This window comes from Streptomyces sp. NPDC001634 (assembly GCF_040298185.1).
In the GTDB taxonomy this organism is placed as follows: Bacteria; Actinomycetota; Actinomycetes; order Streptomycetales; family Streptomycetaceae; genus Streptomyces.
On the sequence record NZ_JBEOZU010000033.1, the window covers coordinates 18,535 to 36,900 of the forward strand.

The window sequence follows — 18,366 nt, forward strand, 5'->3', positions numbered from 1 at the left end:
GACACGATTCGTCATCGGATCTGTATCGTCTGCCGCCCCTTGGCCCGGTTTGAAACAGTGCACGTCAAAGTGAACCGTGCCAAGGGGGGCCCGAACGGGGGGCCCGGCAAGGTACCGTCGGACATAAGGCAGCACCAGGAGCCGCTGGATCCAAGGCGTCTCCCAGGCGAAGGGGAAGCACACCGTGGCACGCATCGGTGACGGCGGCGATCTGCTCAAGTGCTCGTTCTGCGGCAAGAGCCAGAAGCAGGTCAAGAAGCTCATCGCAGGCCCCGGTGTGTACATCTGCGACGAGTGCATCGACCTCTGCAACGAGATCATCGAGGAAGAACTCGCGGAAACGAGCGAGGTGCGCTGGGAGGAACTCCCCAAGCCCCGCGAGATCTACGAGTTCCTCGAGGGATACGTGGTCGGTCAGGAAGCGGCCAAGAAGGCCCTTTCCGTCGCGGTGTACAACCACTACAAACGGGTCCAGGCCGGTGAGAACGGCGGGCCCCAAGGCCGCGACGACGCCATCGAGTTGGCGAAGTCCAACATCCTTCTGCTGGGCCCGACGGGCTCCGGCAAGACACTCCTCGCCCAGACCCTGGCCCGCATGCTGAACGTACCCTTCGCCATCGCCGACGCCACGGCGCTGACGGAGGCGGGTTACGTCGGCGAGGACGTCGAGAACATCCTGCTGAAGCTGATCCAGGCCGCGGACTACGACGTCAAGAAGGCCGAGACGGGCATCATCTACATCGACGAGATCGACAAGGTGGCCCGCAAGAGCGAGAACCCCTCGATCACGCGCGACGTGTCGGGCGAGGGCGTCCAGCAGGCACTCCTGAAGATCCTCGAGGGCACGACGGCTTCCGTGCCTCCCCAGGGCGGCCGCAAGCACCCCCACCAGGAGTTCATCCAGATCGACACGACGAACGTGCTGTTCATCGTGGGCGGCGCGTTCGCGGGTCTGGAAAAGATCATCGAATCCCGCGCCGGGGCGAAGGGCATCGGCTTCGGGGCGACGATCCGCTCGAAGCGCGAGCTGGAATCGAAGGACCAGTTCGAGGACGTGATGCCGGAGGACCTGGTGAAGTTCGGGATGATCCCGGAGTTCATCGGCCGCCTCCCGGTCATCACCTCGGTGCACAACCTCGACCGCAAGGCCCTCCTCCAGATCCTCGTCGAACCGCGCAACGCGCTGGTGAAGCAGTACCAGCGCCTCTTCGAACTCGACGGCGTGGAACTGGACTTCGAACGCGAGGCCCTGGAGGCCATCGCCGACCAGGCGATCCTCCGCCAGACGGGCGCCCGGGGCCTGCGCGCCATCATGGAGGAGGTCCTCCAGGCGGTGATGTACGAGGTTCCGTCCCGCAAGGACGTGGCCCGCGTCGTCATCACGGCCGACGTGGTCCTGTCGAACGTGAATCCGACGCTGATCCCGCGTGACGCCCGCGGCCGCGGGCCGGGGGAGCAGAAGACGGCGTAACCGCGCGCCGCACAGAGCACAAAAGTGCCCGGCACTCACGAAGTGCCGGGCACTGTGCTGCGCGGGTCCGGAACTACTTCTTGACCCGGACCTCCTTGCGGACCTTCGTGGTGACGTCGATCGCGGTGTCCTTGGAGACATCCGTGGTGTTGTCACCGGGGGAGACCATGGCGATGGTGCTGTAGTCCGCCCAGGCGCAGAACCAGTCGGTCTTCACCTTCTGGGTCACCTTGTTGGTGCCCTTGGCCGCCTGGCACTTCATCACCGCGCCGTCGAGGTCGGCCGACTCCGGCTGACCGATCAGCTCGGTCTTCTGGCTGGAGCTGCTGCTCGAAGAGCTTTCCTGGGTCTCCTTCTTGAGGGAGGCGAAGAACTTGTCCAGAGCCGCCTTGGGGTCGGAGATCTTTCCGTAGCCGCCGAGGATCGTGACGCTCTTGGCGGTGGCGAGCTGGGCCGCGCCCGGTGCGGTGCTGGGGTCCTTGGGGTTGTAGTGGCTGAAGTCGGCCGTGGAGTAGACGGCGGCGACGGCGGTGCCGTTCTGCACCCCGCTGGCCGCCAGGTCCTTCACGGTCGCGGAGTCGCTCGACGCACCGTCCTTGGTGACCCGGGTATAGGTGTCCATCACCTTGGCCGGCGTCGTCAGCTTGTGCGGACCGTCGTCGGAGAGGCCGGAACCACCGCTGCCGAACACGAAGTACGCGCCCACCGCGACCGCCGCCACGGCCGCCACCGCGCCGATGACGATCCCGGTCTTCTTCTTGCCGCCCTCCGGAGCCGGCGGCTGCGGGCCGCCGTAGGACTGCTGGCCGTAGGGAGGCTGGCCGTACGGCTGCTGCTGTTGGCCGTAAGGCGGCTGCTGCTGCGCGTACGGGTTCGGCTGGGGCGGGGAGCCCTGGGGGGCCTGCTGGGGGTAGCCGTAGCCGGGGGCCGGCGGAGCCTGCTGGGGGTAGCCGTAGCCGGGCTGGGGGGCCTGCGGCGGCTGGCCGTAGGGGCCCGGCTGACCGTACGGTCCGGGCTGCTGGGGCTGCCCGCCGTACGGGCCCGGCTGGTTGTAGCTCATGGTCTGGGTTCCCCTCCAGATGCTTATGTGGTCCTGACATCCTGGCGCAGGCGGAGGGACGGCAGGTCATCGGGGGGCTCACCGTTACGAAAGAATCGCGTTTCGGGACGGGGCGGTGACACCCCTAAACTGAGCCCGTGACCGAGAACGCTCAGCAGCAGCCATCAGCGACCCACACCGAACTGCCGACCCAGTACGCGCCGGCCGAGGTAGAGGGGAAGCTGTACGAGCGCTGGGTAGAACGGGGTTACTTCGAGGCCGACGCCAAGAGCGAGAAGCCCCCGTACACCATCGTCATTCCGCCGCCGAACGTCACCGGCAGCCTCCACCTGGGCCACGCCTTCCAGCACACGCTCATGGACGCCCTCACCCGCCGCAAGCGGATGCAGGGCTACGAGTCGCTGTGGCTGCCCGGCATGGACCACGCCGGCATCGCCACCCAGAACAAGGTCGAGCAGCAGCTCGCCGAGGAGGGCAAGTCCCGCCAGGACCTGGGCCGTGAGGCGTTCGTCGAGCGCGTCTGGCAGTGGAAGGAGGAGTACGGCGGCAAGATCCTCGGCCAGATGCGCCGGCTCGGCGACGGAGTCGACTGGAACCGCGAGCGGTTCACCATGGACGAGGGCCTGTCCAAGGCCGTCCTCACCATCTTCAAGAAGCTGTACGAAGACGAGCTGATCTACCGCGCCGAGCGCATCATCAACTGGTGCCCGCGCTGTCTGACGGCCATTTCGGACATCGAGGTGGAGTACCAGGAGGACGACGGCGAGCTCGTCTCCATCAAGTACGGCGAAGGGGACGACACCGTCGTCGTCGCCACCACCCGTGCCGAGACCATGCTCGGTGACACGGCCGTCGCCGTTCACCCCGAGGACGAGCGGTACAAGCACCTGATCGGCAGGCGCATCAAGCTGCCGCTCACCGACCGCAGCATTCCCGTCGTCGCGGACGCCCACGTCGACCCCGAGTTCGGCACCGGTGCCGTCAAGGTCACCCCGGCCCACGACCCGAACGACTTCGCGATCGGCCAGCGCCACGGCCTGGAGTCGATCACGATCATGGACGAGCGGGCGATCATCACCGCCCACGGCCCCTTCCAGGGCCTGGACCGCTTCGAGGCGCGCAGCGCCGTCGTCGGCGCGCTGCGCTCGCAGGGCCGGATCGTCGCCGAGAAGCGCCCGTACGTCCACTCCGTCGGCCACTGCTCGCGCTGCAAGACCACCATCGAGCCGCGTCTGTCCATGCAGTGGTGGGTCAAGGTCGGCCCGCTCGCCAAGGCCGCCGGCGACGCGGTCCGTGACGGCCGGGTGAAGATCCACCCCGAGGACATGTCGAAGCGTTACTTCGACTGGGTCGACAATATGAACGACTGGTGCATCTCGCGCCAGCTGTGGTGGGGCCACCGCATCCCGATCTGGTACGGCCCGGACGGCGAGATCGTCTGCGTCGGTCCCGACGACGAGCCGCCGGCCGGCGAGGGCTGGCACCAGGACACCGACGTCCTGGACACCTGGTTCTCCTCCGGCCTGTGGCCCTTCTCCACGCTGGGCTGGCCGCAGAAGACCGACGACCTCGCGAAGTTCTACCCGACCGACGTCCTGCTCACCGGCCACGACATCATTTTCTTCTGGGTCGCCCGGATGATGATGTTCGGCCTGTACGCGATGGACGGCGAGGTCCCCTTCAAGACCATCGCCCTCACCGGTCTGGTCCGCGACGAACGCGGCAAGAAGATGTCGAAGTCGTTCGGCAACGTGGTCGACCCGCTCGACTGGATGGACAAGTACGGCTCCGACGCGCTGCGCTTCACGCTCGCACGCGGCGCCAACCCGGGTACCGATGTGCCGATCGGCGAGGACTGGGTCCAGGCGTCCCGGAACTTCGCCAACAAGATCTGGAACGCCACCCGGTTCGCGCTCATGAACGGAGCCACCGTCGAGGGCCCGCTTCCGGACGCGTCGCAGCTGTCCGCGACCGACCGCTGGATCCTCTCCCGGCTGAACGAGACGGTCGCGCAGGTCGACGCGTACTACGAGGACTTCCAGTTCGCCAAGCTGTCCGACGCCCTCTTCCACTTCGCGTGGGACGAGGTCTTCGACTGGTACGTGGAGCTGTCCAAGACGACGTTCCAGGCGGGCGGCGAGGCCGCCGAGGCCGGCAAGCGCGTCCTGGGCGAGGTCCTGGACGTGACCCTGCGGCTGCTCCACCCGGTCGTCCCGTTCGTCACGGAGACGCTGTGGACCACCCTCACGGGTGGGGAGTCCGTCGTCGTCGCGGACTGGCCGAAGGACAGCGGCTTCCGGGACACGGCCGCCGAGCGGGAGATCGAGACCCTTCAGTCGGTCATCACCGAGGTCCGCCGCTTCCGCGCCGACCAGGGCCTGCAGCCCGGCCAGCGCGTCCCGGCCCGGCTGACGCTCGACGGGACGGCGCTCGCCCCGCACGAGGCGGCCATCCGCCAGCTGCTGCGCCTGCAGCCGGAGGGCGAGGGCTTCACCGCGACGGCGACCCTGCCGGTCGCGGGCGCCACGGTCGCGCTGGACCTGTCCGGCACGATCGACGTGGCGGCGGAGCGCAAGCGGCTCGCCAAGGACCTCGCCGCGGCGGAGAAGGAGAAGGCCCAGGCGGGCGCCAAGCTCGGCAACGAGGCGTTCCTGGCGAAGGCCCCGGACCAGGTGGTGGAGAAGATCCGGACGCGGCTGGCCAAGGCGGACGAGGACATCGCGCGGATCCAGGCGCAGCTGGAGCGTCTGCCGCAGGCGTAGGCGAAACCCACCCCCGGGCAACCGAAGGCCCCCGGAACCTCACGGCTCCGGGGGCCTTCAGCCACGTTGTCACCTGTCCTCCGTAGACTGGCCTCGTGAACGACCTGCCCTCGCGTGACCCCAATGAGAGCGATCCCTTCGAAGACATCGTCGCGGCCGAAACCGATCGCGACCCCGATCTCGCGATGATCGAGGCCGGCAGCCGTACCCTGCGGACGCAGGGCGGCGTGCCGCAGGCCGACGTGCCCATCCGGCCTGCCGACCCCGAGGTCGACAAGGCGCTCCGGGCGGTCGAGGCCGAACTGGCCACCCGCTGGGGCGAGACCAAACTGGAACCGTCCGTCAGCCGTATCTCCGCGCTGATGGACGTGCTGGGGGAGCCGCAGCGGTCGTATCCCTCGATCCACATCACGGGGACCAACGGCAAGACGTCCACCGCCCGCATGATCGAGGCCCTGCTCGGCGCCTTCGAACTGCGCACCGGCCGGTACACGAGCCCGCACGTCCAGTCGATCACCGAGCGCATCAGCCTCGACGGCGCCCCCATCTCCGCCGAGCGTTTCATCGAGACGTACGACGACATCAAGCCGTACATCGAGATGGTCGACGGTCAGCAGGAGTACCGGCTCTCCTTCTTCGAGGTGCTCACGGGCATGGCGTACGCGGCCTTCGCGGACGCGCCCGTGGACGTCGCGGTCGTCGAGGTCGGCATGGGCGGCAGCTGGGACGCCACGAATGTCATCGACGGCGACGTCGCCGTAGTCACCCCCATAGACCTTGACCACACCGACCGGCTCGGCGCCACGCCCGGCGAGATCGCCCAGGAGAAGGCCGGCATCGTCAAGCAGGACGCCACCGTCATCATGGCCCAGCAGCCGGTCGACGCGGCCCAGGTGCTGCTGAAGAAGGCCGTGGAGGTGGATGCGACGGTGGCCCGGGAGGGCCTGGAGTTCGGCGTCGTCTCCCGGCAGGTGGCGGTCGGCGGCCAGCTCCTCACGCTCCGCGGCCTCGGCGGCGAGTACGACGAGGTGTACCTGCCGCTGCACGGCGCCTACCAGGCCCACAACGCGGCCGTGGCGCTCGCCGCGGTCGAGGCGTTCTTCGGCGTCGGCTCCCAGCGCCCCGAGCCCCTGGACGCCGACACGGTCCGCAAGGCCTTCGCGTCGGTCTCCTCGCCCGGCCGGCTGGAGGTCGTACGGCGCTCCCCGACGGTCGTTCTGGACGCCGCCCACAATCCCGCGGGCGCCCGCGCCACCGCCGAGGCCGTGAGCGAGGCGTTCGACTTCAGCAGGCTGATCGGGGTCGTCGGCGCGAGCGGCGACAAGAACGTACGGGGCCTTCTGGAGGCCTTCGAGCCGATCTTCGCCGAGGTCGTGGTCACCCAGAACTCCAGCCATCGCGCGATGGACGCCGACGAGCTGGCCGCGATCGCCGTCGAGGTCTTCGGCGAGGAGCGTGTCCAGGTCGAACCACGGCTGCCCGACGCCCTGGAGGCCGCGATCACGCTTGCCGAGGAGGAGGGGGAGTTCGCGGGCGGGGGCGTGCTCGTCACCGGCTCCGTCATCACCGTCGGCGAGGCCCGACTGCTCCTGGGGAAGGGCTGACGTTCCGTGCGTACCCTGTGTTCATCCACTTTGATCGGCGAGTTCTTCGTCATCGGCTTCGCCGGTCTGGTCGCCATGAAGGACCCGGACCTGTCCACGGGCACGGTCTGGACCGTCAGCGGCATCGCCATGGCCCTGAGCATCCTGCTGTGCGGCCTGATCACCCGCCCCGGCGGCGTCCAGCTGGGCTGGGCCCTGCAGATCGCGCTGATCGCCTCCGGGTTCGTGGTCCCCTCGATGTTCTTCCTGGGCGCGATCTTCGCGGCGCTGTGGTGGGCGTCGGTGCACTACGGAAGAAAGATCGACGAGGCGAAGGCCCGTTTCGCGGCGCAGGCCGATGCCAATAGCCCGTCCGGCATGTGAGGACGAGGCCGTTCAGGCCGATCGGGGTCCGGGGACGGAGCCCCCGGCCTGCGCAGCTGACTCTGCGTAACAGTCCCACGGCCCTGCCCTGTAGCCTCGTCCTCCCGCACAACCTTGATTGAAGGAGCCCTCTCGTGAGCCAGCGCACCCTCGTCCTCCTCAAGCCCGACGCCGTCCGTCGCGGGCTGATCGGCGAGATCATCAGCCGCATCGAGCGCAAGGCCGGGTGGACCATCAGCGCGCTGGAGCTGCGCACCCTGGACACGGACACGCTGGAGCAGCACTACGGCGAGCACAAGGGCAAGCCCTTCTACGAGCCGCTGGTGGAGTTCATGGCTTCCGGCCCGGTCGTCGCGCTCGTTGTCGAGGGCGAGCGGGTCATCGAGGGGCTGCGCGCGCTCGCCGGCCCGACCGACCCGATCGCCGCCGCCCCCGGTTCCATCCGCGGTGACTACGGCGTGATCGTCCGCGAGAACCTGATTCACGCGTCCGACTCCGAGGAGTCCGCCGAACGCGAGCTGAAGATCTTCTTCCCCGGTCGCTTCTGAGCGTACGGATGATGAACATCTGAGCTCGATTCGTGAATGATTTCTGAGGGGTCGTCACGTCACCCGGATGCGTGATCGGGGGCGGCCGTGAAAACCCGGTTCCACAAAACCGGCCGTCCCCCGGCATATGCGTGCCGATCGGGGGAACGGCTACCCCCGAACGCCCGTCTCCAGGAGCGAGGCGATGCGTCATCTGCTGACAATGGCGAAGACCCTCGCGCAGTGTTCGTGCAGGCGAGACTACGATGTAAGCCTTCGCGTCACAGCACCCACTTCGCCACCCCAACGAAAGCCATGAAACGCTCAACTTGGGAAGGCCAGACGAATCCTGATGGGGAACTCAATGTCGTTCATCGGCCGTGACATGGCTGTCGACCTCGGGACCGCCAACACGCTGGTGTACGTCAGGGGTCGCGGGATCGTACTCAACGAGCCGTCCGTCGTCGCGATCAACACCAACACCGGTGGCATTCTCGCGGTCGGCGCGGAAGCGAAGAAGATGATCGGGCGGACGCCGGGCAACATCGTTGCGGTGCGTCCGCTGAAGGACGGTGTGATCGCCGACTTCGAGATCACCGAGCGAATGCTCCGCTACTTCATTCTGAAGATCCACAAGCGGCGTTATCTCGCCCGTCCTCGGGTCGTCGTCTGCGTGCCCTCCGGTATCACGGGGGTCGAGCGTCGTGCCGTCATCGAGGCGTCGTCCCAGGCCGGCGCCCGCCAGGTGCACATCATCGAGGAGCCCATGGCCGCCGCCATCGGTTCCGGCCTGCCGGTCCACGAGGCCACGGGCAACATGGTGGTGGACATCGGCGGCGGCACCACGGAGGTCGCGGTCATCTCGCTCGGCGGCATCGTCACCGCCCAGTCCATCCGCGTCGCGGGCGATGAACTGGACAATGCGATCATCCAGCACATCAAGAAGGAGTACTCCCTCCTCCTCGGTGAGCGGACGGCCGAACAGATCAAGATCACGATCGGTTCGGCGTACGACCTCGACACTGACGAGCACACCGAAATCCGCGGCCGGGACCTGGTCTCCGGGCTGCCCAAGACCGTGGTCATCTCGGCGGCCGAGGTGCGCAAGGCCATCGAGGAACCGGTGAACGCGATCGTGGACGCGGTCAAGACGACCCTCGACAAATGCCCGCCGGAGCTGTCCGGCGACGTCATGGACCGTGGGATCGTCCTCACCGGCGGCGGCGCCCTGCTGCGCGGACTCGACGAGCGGCTGCGCCGGGAGACCGGTATGCCGATCCACATCGCCGAGGACCCGCTGGACAGCGTGGCGCTCGGTTCGGGCAAGTGTGTCGAGGAGTTCGAGGCACTGCAGCAGGTGCTGGACGCCCAGCCCCGCAGATGACGCGACGCGCCGATTCCGCCGTACGAGACGATCTCCTCTCGTGCGGCGGATCGTTGATGGATCGTTGATATCGAGGCATAAGCTCCCATAACACCCCCGGGTTCCGCCCAACGGGCACCGCGCACCCTGGGGCGTCCGCCTTTTCACCATCCGACACATTCCGACGAGGAAGGCACGGCCGCCGCACGTGAGGGACACACGAGAGAGCCGGCTGCTCCTGGTGCTGCTGATCGCCATCGCGTTCGCTCTGATCACGGTGGACATCCGCGGCGGCCAGGACTCACCGGTCGAAGGTGCCCGCCAGGCTGCTGCCACGGTCTTCGGCCCGATCGAGAACGGGGTGTCGTCCGCCGTCGACCCCGTCGGCAACGCGATCGCGGCCGTACGCGACTCCGGCAGCCGGCACGACCGTATCGCCCAACTGGAACGCGCCAATGCGGCGTTGAAGGCCAAGCTGGGCAGCGACGACCGCAATCGCAGCCGCCTCAAGCAACTCGACAAGATGATCCGGGTGGCGGGCGAGGGCCAGTACGGGATCAAGGGAGCCGAGGTCATCGCGATAGGAGCGGCCCAGGGCTTCTCCTGGACCGTCACCATCGACGTGGGCGCGAACGACGGCATCAAGCGCGACATGACCGTCCTCAACGGCGACGGACTGGTCGGCCGCGTCACCACCGTCGGCCCCGACACCTCGACGGTGCTGCTGGCCAACGACCCGGACTTCACCGTCGGCACCCGAATGGAGAACAGCGACGAACTCGGCTTCGCATCCGGGCAGGGCGACCGCCCGCTGCGTGTGCAGCTCCTCAACGGCAAGGCGGACGTGAAGAAGGGCGACCGCCTGATCACCTTCGGCTCGGAGGCCGACAAGCCGTTCGTGCCGGGCGTCCCGGTCGGCGTCGTCTCCCGCGTCGACCCCTCCGGCGGAGACCTGACGCGCACGATCTATGTGACGCCGTTCGTGTCCTTCACGAAGCTCGATATCGTCGGCGTCGTCGTCCAGGCGCCGAAGAAGGACCCGGGCGACACCGTGCTGCCCCCGAAGCCCAAGCCGACTCCGACGCCGACCGTGACGGTCACCGTCACCCCCTCGGCCTCGGACTCCGCCCCCGGCCGGCAGCAGACGCCCTAGGAGCTGAACCAGATGCGCTTCAACCGGATGCTGCTCTCCACCACCCTGGTGATCGTCGCCCTGGTGATCCAGGTGAGCGTCCTCGCCCGGCTCCATCTGCCCGGCGCCGTTCCCGACCTGGTGCTGCTGACCGTCGTCGGCCTCGCCCTGGTCTACGGCCATGTCGGCGGCTGTCTCATCGGCTTCGGCGCGGGTCTGCTCTCCGACCTGGCCCCGCCCGCCGACCACGCCGCCGGCCGCTACGCCCTCGTGCTCTGCGTCGTCGGCTACCTCGTCGGACTCGCCCGGCCCGACCACGGACGCCTCAAGTCCGCGACCGGCCCGATGGTCGTGGTGGTCGCCGCCGCGATCGGCTCGACCCTGCTGTACGCGGTTGTGGGCGCCCTGGTCGGCGACACCGCCGCCCGCCATGTGGGCCTGGCCAGCCTGCTGTTCACGGCGGCCGTGTACGACCTGCTGCTCGCGCCCTTCGTCGTGCCCGGGATCATGGCCCTGGCCCGCCGCGCCGAGAACGACCCGCTCGCCGAGACCAACTCCACCAAGGCGGCCGACGTCTCCTCCGGCTGGCTCTCCTCCGGCACCGGACTGCGCATCGGCAGCCAGCGCAGCGGACTCCGCGTCAAGGCGGCCAGGGCCCGGGTGGCCCGCGCCGGGCGCATCAAGGGGGTCAAGCGCTTGTGACCAGCCAGAGGTTGGCCGCCCGGTCGCACAGGTTGGCCGTGTACTCGTATGACCCGTATGTGCACTGAGAGGGGGCGGCAGCAGCAGTGACCAATATCCCCGAGACCGGTCGGACCCCACGGGTCCAGATCCGGCTCGTCATCCTCCAGATCCTCGTCCTGTCCCTCCTCGGCACCCTCGGCGGCCGTCTCTGGTTCCTCCAGATCCGCAACGGCGCGGAGTACGCCAAGGAAGCCTCCGGGAACCATGTTCAGCAGGTCGTCCAGCCCGCCGTGCGCGGCGAGATCCTGGATGCGCGCGGCATCCCGATCGCCGACAACGAGACCCGGCTCGTGGTCTCCGCGTCCCGCACCGACCTGCTGAAGATGAAGGACGACGGCAAGGCCGTCCTCACCAAGCTGGCCGGCGTCCTTGGCATGAAGCCCCAGGACGTCATCGAAAAGGTTCGCCTCTGCGACGCCAAGACGCCGCAGCCCTGCTGGAACGGCTCCCCGTACCAGCCGATCCCCATCACCGACGAGGCCACCCCGCGCCAGGCCCTGCAGATCCGCGAGCGCTCCGAGGACTTCCCGGGCATCACCGCGGAGCCCGAGGCCCTGCGCCGCTACCCGAGCCCCGGCGAGGCCAACACCGCCCAGGTCCTCGGCTACCTCTCGCCCGTCACCGACGACGAGATCCAGCAGGCCAAGAACTCCGACTCGCCGTATCTGCGCTCCGACCAGGTCGGCCGCTCCGGCCTTGAACGCCAGTACGACAAGGTGCTGCGCGGAAAGGCCGGCGTCACCCGCTACGAGGTCGACAACCTCGGCCGTGTCATCGGCAAGGCCAAGTCCGACGCCGCCGAGTCCGGCTCCAACCTGATCACCAGCATCGACGCCCGCGTCCAGCGGGTCGCCGAGTACGAGCTGGACCGCGCGATGAAGATCGCCCGTACGCAGTACGACAAGGTCACCAGCGAGAACTACAAGGCGGACTCCGGTGCCGTCGTGGTGATGGAGGCCAAGACCGGCCGTATCGTCGCCATGGCCTCCGCCCCGACGTACGACCCGAACGTCTGGGTCGGCGGCATCTCCGCCAAGGACTACAAGAAGCTCACCGGCAAGGATTCCGACTACCCGCTGCTCAACCGGGCCATCCAGGGGCAGTCGGCGCCCGGCTCGACCTTCAAGGTGGTCTCCACGGCCGCCGCCGTCCAGGCCGGTTATGCCTTCGACGGCAACTACCCGTGCACCAGCTCGTATTCGGTCGGCAGCCAGGTCTTCAAGAACTTCGAGGGAGAGAACTTCGGCCCGATCTCGCTCGGCCGCGCCCTCGAGGTCTCCTGCGACACCGTGTTCTACGGCCTCGCGGACAACGAGTGGAAGAAGGACGGCGGCATCAACCCCAAGAAGGGGAAGCCCAAGGACTGGTTCTTCAAGACCGCGCACCAGTTCGGCCTCGGCAAGACCACCGGCGTCGACCTGCCCAACGAGGTCTCCGGCCGCGTCCCCGACCGCCAGTGGAAGCAGAAGTACTGGGAGGCCAACAAGGACGCGTGGTGCAAGACCGGCAAGAAGGACGGCGACTACGTCCAGAAGATCGCCTACGAGAACTGCCTCGAGGGCAACAAGATGCGCGAGGGTGACGAGATCAACTACTCCATCGGACAGGGCGACACGCTCCTGACCCCGATTCAGGAGGCGGTCATCTACTCGGCGATCTCCAACGGCGGCACGCTGTGGAACCCGACCATCGGCAAGGCGGTCGTCAGCCCCGACGGCAAGCAGGTCACCGAGATCAAGCCCAAGTCGCACGGCAGGCTGCCGATCGACAAGAAGACCCGGGACGTCATGGACGAGGCCCTGGCCGGCGTCATCACCCGCGGTACCGCCGCCTGGAAGTTCGGCGGCTGGCCGCAGGACAAGATCCCGCTGCACGCCAAGACCGGTACCGCAGAGGTCTACGGCAAGCAGACCACGTCGTGGCTGGCCACGTACTCCAAGGACTACGCGGTCGTCATGACCATCGCCCAGGCCGGTACGGGCTCCGGCGCCTCCGGTGAGGCCGTGCACAACATCTACGACGCTCTCTACGGGGTCCAGAAGGACGGCTCGATCGACAACAAGAAGGCCCTGCTGCCCACCCCGCAGAAGGGACTTCCCAAGATCCAGCCCGATGGCTCGATCCAGGCCCCGAAGATCGAGAAGTACGACCCGAACGCGGACCAGGCCGGCGGGCAGGACCAGCAGGGCACGCCCACCGACAACCCGTCGGCCACCGTGCCCTCGCCGACCGCGAGCAACCGCAGAACCCGTAGGCACACGGCCCGCCCGAAGAAGAGGCGGAGGACGCTGACGTGACCGCGAACAACTTCTCCGTCTCCGGATACGGGCCCGAGCGGGCGGGCTGGACGCGGATCTTCGCCCGCGACAGCCTGGCCCGCCGCCTCGACTGGCCGATACTGCTGTCCGCCATTGCCCTGTCCCTGATCGGCACGCTCCTCGTCTACTCGGCGACCCGGGGCCGCACCGAGATCAACCAGGGCGACCCCTACTACTTCCTGATCCGGCACCTGATGAACACCGGCATCGGATTCGCCCTGATGATCGGCACCGTCTGGCTCGGCCACCGCACCCTGCGCACGGCCGTACCGATCCTGTACGGCATCTCGCTCTTCCTGATCCTGCTGGTGCTCACCCCGCTCGGCGCCACCATCAACGGCAACCGCAACTGGATCGTCTTCGGCGGCGGCTTCTCCCTCCAGCCCTCCGAGTTCGTGAAGATCACGATCATCCTGGGTATGGCCATGCTGCTCGCGGCCCGGGTCGACGCGGGCGACAAGCAGTACCCCGACCACCGGACCGTGGCGCAGGCCCTGGGCCTGGCCGCCATCCCGATGATGATCGTCATGCTCATGCCGGACCTGGGCTCGACGATGGTCATGGCGGTCACCGTCCTGGGCGTGCTGCTCGCCTCCGGCGCCTCCAACCGCTGGGTGTTCGGCCTGCTCGGCGCGGGCGCCCTGGGCGCGGTCGCCGTCTGGCAGCTGCACATCCTGGACCAGTACCAGATCAACCGCTTCGCCGCCTTCGCCAACCCCGATCTGGACCCGGCGGGCGTCGGCTACAACACCAACCAGGCGCGTATTGCGATCGGCTCCGGCGGACTGACCGGAGCGGGCCTTTTCCACGGCTCGCAGACGACGGGCCAGTTCGTGCCGGAACAGCAGACGGACTTCGTGTTCACGGTCGCGGGGGAGGAGCTCGGCTTCGTCGGCGCGGGACTGATCATCTTCCTGCTCGGCGTCGTCCTGTGGCGGGCCTGCCGCATCGCCCGCGAGACGACCGAGCTGTACGGCACGATCGTCGCCGCCGGGATCATCGCCTGGTTCGCCTTCCAGTCCTTCGAGAACATCGGCATGACCCTCGGCATCATGCCCGTCGCGGGCCTGCCACTGCCGTTCGTGTCGTACGGCGGCTCGTCGATGTTCGCCGTATGGATCGCGGTGGGACTGCTGCAGTCGATCCGGGTGCAGCGGCCGATGTCGGCGTAGGTTGGTGTCGGCGTAGGCCGGTGTCGGTACGGGCCGGTGTCGGCGTAGGGGAGGGACGGCCGGCTGCGGCCGGTCGGCGTCCCTCCGGGGGCGTCGCCCGTACGGTCGGGCAGGCCTGCCTGCCCGACGACAAGCGCACCTCGAAGGCCCTGTTCGGTCTGTTTACTTTATGTACGCCTGAATTTTCCCTTCCATTCACCTTCGATGGCCCCTGCCCTCCCGGCCCGATTGCCACTAGATTCGGTTCATGGCGGACACGAAGCGCGAAATCGAGCGTAAATACGAGGCCGCGGCCGGGGACGAGCTTCCCGACCTGACCCGTGTCGGCGGGGTCTCCGGCGTCCTCGACAAGGGCCTGGCGGAACTGGACGCCACCTACTACGACACCGCGGACCAACACCTCGCCGCATCCTCGATCACCCTGCGCCGCCGCACCGGCGGCGACGACGCCGGCTGGCACCTCAAACTGCCGGTCTCCGACGGCGTACGCGACGAGATCCGGGCTCCGCTGTCCGACACCGTCCCCGAGACCCTGGCCGCCCTGGTCCGCTCCCGCGTACGCGACGCCGAACTCGTCCCCCTCGTACGACTCCGCTCGTCCCGTGACATCCGTCACCTCGTCGACGCCGACGGCAACCTGCTCGCCGAGGTCAGCGTCGACCGGGTCCGCGCCCAGCGGCTCAGCGGCGGCACCGGCACCGCCGAGTGGACCGAGACCGAGGTGGAACTGGCGGACGACGGCGACCCCGCCTTCCTCGACAAGGTCGACAAGAAGCTCCGCAAGGCCGGACTGCGCCGCTCGTCGGCCCCGTCCAAGCTCGCCAGGGCGCTGGAGGAGACGAGCGAGGGCACCGGGCCCCCCACGGCGGCCGGTCCCCAGCAGCCGCCGGTCACCGCGGGAGACCACGTCCTCGCCTACGCCCGCGCCCAACGGGACGCGATCGTCGAGCTGGACCCCGCGGTGCGCCGGGACGTCTTCGACTCCGTGCACTCCATGCGCGTGGCCACCCGCCGGCTGCGCAGCACCTTCCGCTCGTACGACAAGGTCCTGGACCGCGGCGTCACCGACCCGATCGCCGACGAGCTGAAGTGGCTGGCCGGGGAGCTGGGCATCGACCGCGACCAGGAAGTCCTCACCGAGCGCCTGATGGCCGCCCTGGACGAACTCCCCCCGTCCCTGCTCTCCGGCCCGGTCCGCGACCGCCTGGACACCTGGTCGCAGGGGCGGCGCGGCGGCTCCCGGCAGCGGCTGACCGACGTCCTGGACGGCAAGCGGTACCTGGAGCTGCTGGATGCGCTGGACACCCTGATCGCCGACCCGCCGCTGCTGAAGGCGGCCGCCAAGGACCCGGCGAAAGCGCTCGCCAAGGCCGTGCGCAAGGATTTCGGTAAGGTCGCCGGCCTGGTCGTCCAGGCCCTGGACCTGCCGTCGGGCCACGACCGCGACGTAGCGATGCACGAGGCCCGCAAGAAGGCCAAGCGCACCCGTTACGCGGCCGAGGCCGCCGCACCCGCGCTCGGCAAACCGGCCGAGGCCCTGGTCAAGGCGATGAAGTCCCTGCAGACCCTGCTCGGCGACCACCAGGACAGCGTGATGGCCCGCGAGGCTCTGCTGGAGCTGTCGGCCGAGGCGTACGCGGCGGCGGAGAACGCGTTCACGTACGGCGTCCTGTACGGCCGTGAGGAACAGCGGGCGGCGGCCGCGGAGGCGGCGCTGCCGGAGACATGGCAGACGGTGGAGAAGGAGGCGCGGGTCTGAGGGCGTCCTGGGAGGTGTCGCGACCGCGTTAGGCTTGATGGTCACCCCTGTCAGCTCAGTCCTGTCAGTCCTGTCAGTCCCTTCCCGTCCCGCTCACGAAAGTCGCGAGATGTCTGCCGAAGCCGCCCAGTCGGTGTTCCCGCAGCTCGAAGCTCTGCTCCCGCATGTGCAGAAGCCGATCCAGTACGTCGGCGGAGAGCTCAACTCCACGGTCAAGCCGTGGGACGCCTGTGACGTCCGCTGGGCGCTCATGTACCCGGACGCCTACGAGGTGGGTCTGCCCAACCAGGGCGTCATGATCCTCTACGAGGTCCTCAACGAGCAGGAGGGCGTCCTCGCCGAGCGCACCTACAGCGTGTGGCCGGACCTGGAGGCGCTGATGCGGGAGCACAAGGTCCCGCAGTTCACGGTGGACAGTCACCGCCCGGTGAAGGCCTTCGACGTGCTGGGCCTGAGCTTCTCCACCGAGCTGGGCTACACGAACATGCTGACGGCCCTGGACCTGGCCGGCATCCCCCTGGAGTCCAGGGACCGGACCATCGACGACCCGATCGTGATGGCCGGCGGCCACGCGGCCTTCAACCCCGAGCCGATCGCCGACTTCATCGACTGCGCGGTGATCGGCGACGGCGAGCAGGCGGTCCTGGAGGTCACCAGGATCATCCGCGCCTGGAAGGAAGAGGGCCGCCCCGGCGGCCGCGAGGAACTCCTCTTCCGCCTGGCGAAGACCGGCGGGGTCTACGTCCCGGCGTTCTACGACGTCGAGTACCTCCCCGACGGCCGTATCGCCCGTGTGGTCCCCAACAAGTCGGGCGTCCCGTGGCGTGTGTCGAAGCACACGGTCATGGACCTGGACGAATGGCCGTACCCGAAGCAGCCCCTCGTCCCCCTGGCCGAGACGGTCCACGAGCGCATGTCGGTCGAGATCTTCCGCGGCTGCACCCGCGGCTGCCGCTTCTGCCAGGCAGGCATGATCACCCGCCCGGTGCGCGAGCGCTCCATCACGGGCATCGGCGAGATGGTGGACAGGGGCCTGAAGGCGACGGGCTTCGAGGAGGTGGGCCTCCTTTCTCTCTCCTCGGCGGACCACTCGGAGATCGGCGACATCGCGAAGGGCCTGGCGGACCGCTACGAGGAAGACAAGATCGGCCTCTCCCTCCCGTCGACCCGGGTGGACGCCTTCAACATCGACCTGGCGAACGAGCTGACCCGCAACGGCCGCCGCTCGGGCCTGACCTTCGCTCCGGAAGGCGGCTCGGAACGCATCCGCAAGGTCATCAACAAGATGGTCTCGGAAGAGGACCTGATCCGGACGGTCGCGACGGCGTACGGCAACGGCTGGCGCCAGGTGAAGCTGTACTTCATGTGCGGCCTGCCGACGGAGACGGACGACGACGTCCTCCAGATCGCCGACATGGCCACGCGCGTGATCCAGAAGGGCCGCGAGGTCTCCGGCTCGAACGACATCCGCTGCACGGTCTCGATCGGCGGCTTCGTTCCCAAGCCCCACACCCCCTTCCAGTGGGCCCCGCAGCTCTCGGCGGAGGAGACGGACGCGCGCCTGGAGAAGCTGAGGGACAAGATCCGGGGCGACAAGAAGTACGGTCGCTCGATCGGGTTCCGCTACCACGACGGCAAGCCCGGCATCGTCGAGGGCCTGCTCTCGCGCGGCGACCGCCGCATCGGCGCCGTGATCCGCGCGGTCTACGAGGACGGCGGCCGCTTCGACGGCTGGCGCGAGCACTTCTCGTACGACCGCTGGATGAGCTGCGCGGACAAGGCCCTGGCCACCTTCGGCGTGGACGTCGACTGGTACACCACCCGCGAACGCACCTACGAGGAGGTCCTCCCCTGGGACCACCTCGACTCGGGCCTGGACAAGGACTGGCTCTGGGAGGACTGGCAGGACGCCCTCGACGAGACGGAGGTCGAGGACTGTCGGTGGACGCCGTGCTTCGACTGTGGGGTGTGTCCGCAGATGGACACAACCATACAAATCGGCCCGACCGGGAAGAAGCTGCTGCCTCTTGCGGTCAAGAACGCGGCGCCTGCTCCGAGCGGACACACTCACTGATGTGAGCGAGGCTCTGG

13 protein-coding genes are annotated in these 18,366 nt (G+C 68.4%); 12 read left to right on the forward strand and 1 reads right to left on the reverse strand.

Annotated features, from left to right (window positions below):
* Window positions 1-184: 184 nt before the first annotated feature.
* Window positions 185-1,471, forward strand: coding sequence for an ATP-dependent Clp protease ATP-binding subunit ClpX (gene clpX, locus ABT186_RS22765; protein WP_351225206.1), 1,287 nt, complete (start codon window positions 185-187; stop codon window positions 1,469-1,471).
* 73 nt (window positions 1,472-1,544) lie between these two features.
* On the opposite strand, the gene ABT186_RS22770 is transcribed toward clpX, so the two are convergent.
* Complete coding sequence (locus tag ABT186_RS22770; protein WP_351926506.1) at window positions 1,545-2,531, reverse strand: hypothetical protein; 987 nt, start codon at window positions 2,529-2,531, stop codon at window positions 1,545-1,547.
* 137 nt (window positions 2,532-2,668) lie between these two features.
* Between ABT186_RS22770 and ABT186_RS22775 the strand changes: the two genes are divergently transcribed.
* From ABT186_RS22775 to ABT186_RS22825, 11 genes are all read left to right on the forward strand, one after another.
* Entirely contained in the window at window positions 2,669-5,293 is a 2,625-nt protein-coding gene (locus tag ABT186_RS22775) for a valine--tRNA ligase (protein ID WP_351225202.1), read from the forward strand.
* A gap of 95 nt (window positions 5,294-5,388) precedes the next feature.
* On the forward strand, window positions 5,389-6,897 hold the full coding sequence (gene folC / locus ABT186_RS22780; protein WP_351926508.1) for a bifunctional tetrahydrofolate synthase/dihydrofolate synthase: 1,509 nt from the start codon (window positions 5,389-5,391) through the stop codon (window positions 6,895-6,897).
* Between the two features lie 6 nt (window positions 6,898-6,903).
* The gene (locus ABT186_RS22785) at window positions 6,904-7,260 is read left to right on the forward strand and encodes a DUF4233 domain-containing protein (protein ID WP_351225198.1); all 357 of its coding nucleotides are present in this window, start codon (window positions 6,904-6,906) and stop codon (window positions 7,258-7,260) included.
* 134 nt (window positions 7,261-7,394) lie between these two features.
* Complete coding sequence (ndk, locus tag ABT186_RS22790; RefSeq protein WP_351225196.1) at window positions 7,395-7,808, forward strand: nucleoside-diphosphate kinase; 414 nt, start codon at window positions 7,395-7,397, stop codon at window positions 7,806-7,808.
* Between the two features lie 343 nt (window positions 7,809-8,151).
* A complete protein-coding gene (locus ABT186_RS22795) occupies window positions 8,152-9,171 on the forward strand; it encodes a rod shape-determining protein (RefSeq protein ID WP_081217257.1) in 1,020 nt (339 codons plus the stop codon).
* A 187-nt stretch (window positions 9,172-9,358) separates the two neighbouring features.
* Window positions 9,359-10,303 (forward strand): rod shape-determining protein MreC, encoded by a 945-nt coding sequence (mreC, locus tag ABT186_RS22800; protein WP_351225193.1) that lies wholly within the window; start codon window positions 9,359-9,361, stop codon window positions 10,301-10,303.
* A gap of 12 nt (window positions 10,304-10,315) precedes the next feature.
* Window positions 10,316-10,984, forward strand: coding sequence for a rod shape-determining protein MreD (gene mreD / locus ABT186_RS22805; RefSeq protein ID WP_351225191.1), 669 nt, complete (start codon window positions 10,316-10,318; stop codon window positions 10,982-10,984).
* Window positions 10,985-11,070: 86 nt separating this feature from the next.
* The gene (mrdA, locus tag ABT186_RS22810; protein WP_351926510.1) at window positions 11,071-13,323 is read left to right on the forward strand and encodes a penicillin-binding protein 2; all 2,253 of its coding nucleotides are present in this window, start codon (window positions 11,071-11,073) and stop codon (window positions 13,321-13,323) included.
* Window positions 13,320-14,516, forward strand: a complete 1,197-nt coding sequence (rodA, locus tag ABT186_RS22815) for a rod shape-determining protein RodA (RefSeq protein WP_351225187.1) — start codon at window positions 13,320-13,322, stop codon at window positions 14,514-14,516. Before mrdA ends, rodA begins: the two co-directional genes overlap by 4 nt.
* A gap of 247 nt (window positions 14,517-14,763) precedes the next feature.
* The gene (locus tag ABT186_RS22820; protein WP_351926512.1) at window positions 14,764-16,275 is read left to right on the forward strand and encodes a CYTH and CHAD domain-containing protein; all 1,512 of its coding nucleotides are present in this window, start codon (window positions 14,764-14,766) and stop codon (window positions 16,273-16,275) included.
* A gap of 109 nt (window positions 16,276-16,384) precedes the next feature.
* Window positions 16,385-18,349 carry a TIGR03960 family B12-binding radical SAM protein gene (locus tag ABT186_RS22825; protein WP_351225183.1) on the forward strand — a complete coding sequence of 655 codons (1,965 nt, stop codon included), beginning with the start codon at window positions 16,385-16,387 and terminating at the stop codon, window positions 18,347-18,349.
* The last annotated feature ends 17 nt before the right edge of the window (window positions 18,350-18,366 follow it).

Excerpts from the sequence above, each read along its gene's own strand:
- ABT186_RS22770 (WP_351926506.1), bottom strand. The coding sequence starts at position 2,531 with ATGAGCTACAACCAGCCGGGCCCGTACGGCGGGCAGCCCCAGCAGCCC.
- ABT186_RS22795 (WP_081217257.1), top strand. The coding sequence starts at position 8,152 with ATGTCGTTCATCGGCCGTGACATGGCTGTCGACCTCGGGACCGCCAAC.
- mreD (WP_351225191.1), top strand. The coding sequence starts at position 10,316 with ATGCGCTTCAACCGGATGCTGCTCTCCACCACCCTGGTGATCGTCGCC.
- ABT186_RS22820 (WP_351926512.1), top strand. The coding sequence starts at position 14,764 with ATGGCGGACACGAAGCGCGAAATCGAGCGTAAATACGAGGCCGCGGCC.
- ABT186_RS22825 (WP_351225183.1), top strand. The coding sequence starts at position 16,385 with ATGTCTGCCGAAGCCGCCCAGTCGGTGTTCCCGCAGCTCGAAGCTCTG.